At 75.4% G+C, this 2,459-nt stretch carries 3 protein-coding genes; all 3 read left to right on the top strand.

Features of this window, described 5'->3' with window-relative positions; genetic code table 11:
- Positions 1-417, top strand: a 417-nt coding sequence (locus tag EEJ42_RS32290; protein WP_123105467.1) for an ROK family protein, incomplete at its 5' end; no start/stop codon positions are given.
- The gene (gene nagA / locus EEJ42_RS32285) at positions 417-1,580 is read left to right on the top strand and encodes an N-acetylglucosamine-6-phosphate deacetylase (protein ID WP_123105465.1); all 1,164 of its coding nucleotides are present in this window, start codon (positions 417-419) and stop codon (positions 1,578-1,580) included. The genes EEJ42_RS32290 and nagA, both read left to right, overlap by 1 nt.
- A 220-nt stretch (positions 1,581-1,800) precedes the next feature.
- The coding region (locus EEJ42_RS32280) for a 1-phosphofructokinase family hexose kinase (RefSeq protein WP_123105463.1) at positions 1,801-2,459 on the top strand (659 nt) is incomplete at its 3' end.

Here is a 2,459-nt window from a genome sequence, read left to right as displayed (position 1 = left end):
GGCGGACCCGGCGCGGACGCGGCCGACTGCGCCAAGGCCGTCGAGTCCGGCGACCCGCGGGCCGCGGCGGTGTGGCGGGAGGCGACCGGCGCGCTCGCCGACGGCCTGGTGACCGCCCTCACCCTGCTGGACCCCGAGCTGCTGATCATCGGCGGCGGGCTCGCCGAGGCCGGAGAGACGCTGTTCACCCCGCTGCGCGCGGCGATCGAGGAGCGGATCACCTTCCAGACGCTCCCCCGCATCGTCCCCGCGGCCCTCGGGGACACCGCGGGCTGTCTGGGCGCGGGACTGCTCGCCTGGGATCTCGTCGCCGCGCAGTCCGGCGCACGGTCCCCGCAGCCCGCGCCGTCGCCCACGTCCCCCTCACCCCCCTCGTCCCCCGCGCAGCCCGCGCAGTCCACGGAGGTATCCGGCTGATGGTCCAGCGAACGGTTCTCACAGGCGCCCGGGTGGTGCTGCCGTCCGGGATCGTCACGGACGCGACGCTGACGGTCGAGGGCACCCGCATCGCCGGAACGGCCACGGGCGACAGCACGCCCGCGGGCGACGCCGTGCGCGATCTGTCCGGCTGCTGGATCGTCCCCGGCTTCGTCGACCTGCACCTCCACGGCGGCGGCGGGGCCTCGTTCTCCACGGGCACCGCCGAGGAGGCGCTGACCGTCATCCGGACGCACCGCGCGCACGGCACCACCACGATGCTCGCCTCCACCGTCACCGGCGACCTCGACGACCTCGCCCGGCAGGCGGCGGTGCTCTCCGAGCTGACCGAGGACGGCGAGCTGGCGGGCGTCCACTTCGAGGGCCCGTTCATCTCCCCGCACCGCTGCGGCGCCCACCAGCCGTCGCTGCTGCGCGACCCCGACCCGGCGGACGTGCGCAAGCTGATCGACGCGGCGCACGGCACCGCGCGCATGATGACGCTCGCGCCCGAGCTGCCGGGCGGGCTGGAGTCCGTACGGCTGCTGGCCGACAGCGGCGTCCTGGCGGCGGTCGGCCACACCGACTCGACGTACGAGGCGACCCGGGACGCCGTGGAGGCGGGCGCGACCGTGGCGACCCACCTGTTCAACGCGATGCCGTCGCTGCTGCACCGCGAGCCCGGCCCGGTGGCCGCGCTGCTGGAGGACGAGCGGGTCACCGTCGAGCTGATCAACGACGGGACGCATCTGCACCCCGCCGTGCTCCAGCTGGCCTTCCGGCGCGCGGGCGCGGACCGGGTCGCGTTCATCACCGACGCGATGGGCGCGGCGGGCATGAGCGACGGTCGCTATCCGCTCGGCCCGATGGAAGTCGAGGTCAAGGACGGCGTGGCGCGGATCAGCGACGGGCCCACGGCCGGTTCCATCGCGGGCTCCACCCTCACCCTCGACCACGCCTTCCGGCGGGCCGTCACGGTCGACGGGCTCGGCGTGGACCAGGCGGTCCGGGCCCTGTCCGCGACCCCCGCGCGGGTGCTGGGTCTTGACGACCGGGTGGGGTCGCTGGAAGCGGGCAAGGACGCGGACCTCGTCGTCCTCGACGCCGACTTCCGGTTGCGGGGCGTGATGCGGCGCGGCGCCTGGGTGGTCGACCCCCAGTAGGGAGCCGCTGTAGCAGCCGCTGCCCCCGTACGCCGCGCCCCGCTGACCCCGAATTGGCCGATTTCGCACCATGATTGGGCGTCCCGGTCATCCCAAAGGGGTGGGCCGGGCGCCGCGCCTTTGGCATGATCGCTCACGCGCGGGCGCCGCTGGGCACCCAGCCACACGCTTTCAGCACAGGAATCTCCGTCCGGCGGGGGGACGGGAGAGGAGATGCCGGGTGATCCTGACGGTCACGCTCAACACCGCCCTCGACATCACCTACCGGGTGCCCCGACTGCGCCCCCACACCAGCCACCGCGTGACCGAGGTCACCGAACGGCCCGGCGGCAAGGGCATCAACGTCGCGCGCGTCCTCGCCGCACTCGGCCACCACACCACCGTCACCGGCTTCGCCGGAGGGGTGACCGGCACGGTGGTCCGCGAGCTACTGGCAGAGGGTACGGAGACGGACACGGGCACCGGCGGCGGGCGGATCACCGACGCGCTGGTGCCGATCGCCGGTACCACCCGGCGCACCCTCGGCGTCGTCGACGCCGCGTCGGGCGACACCACCCAGCTCAACGAGGCCGGACCGGCCGTCACCTCCACCGAGTGGGCCGCCTTCATGGACGCCTACGCCGGGCTGCTGCGCGGGGCCTCCGCGGTCGCGCTGTGCGGCAGCCTGCCGCCCGGCGTCCCGGTCGGTACGTACGCCCAGCTCATCCGCGAGGCCCGGGCCGCGGGCGTCCCCACCCTGCTGGACACCGGCGGCGAACCGCTGCGCCGCGGCGTCGCCGCCCGCCCCGACATCGTCAAGCCCAACGCCGAGGAGCTGGCCGGGCTCACCGGCTCCACCGAGCCGCTGCGTGCCGCGCGCGACGCCCGGCGGCGCGGGGC

Origin of the sequence: Streptomyces botrytidirepellens, assembly GCF_003721215.1 — a bacterium.
GTDB lineage: Bacteria > Actinomycetota > Actinomycetes > Streptomycetales > Streptomycetaceae > Streptomyces > Streptomyces himastatinicus.
The sequence above is the reverse complement of the archived record's forward strand: the minus strand, read 5'-3'. Positions and strand labels throughout refer to the sequence as shown.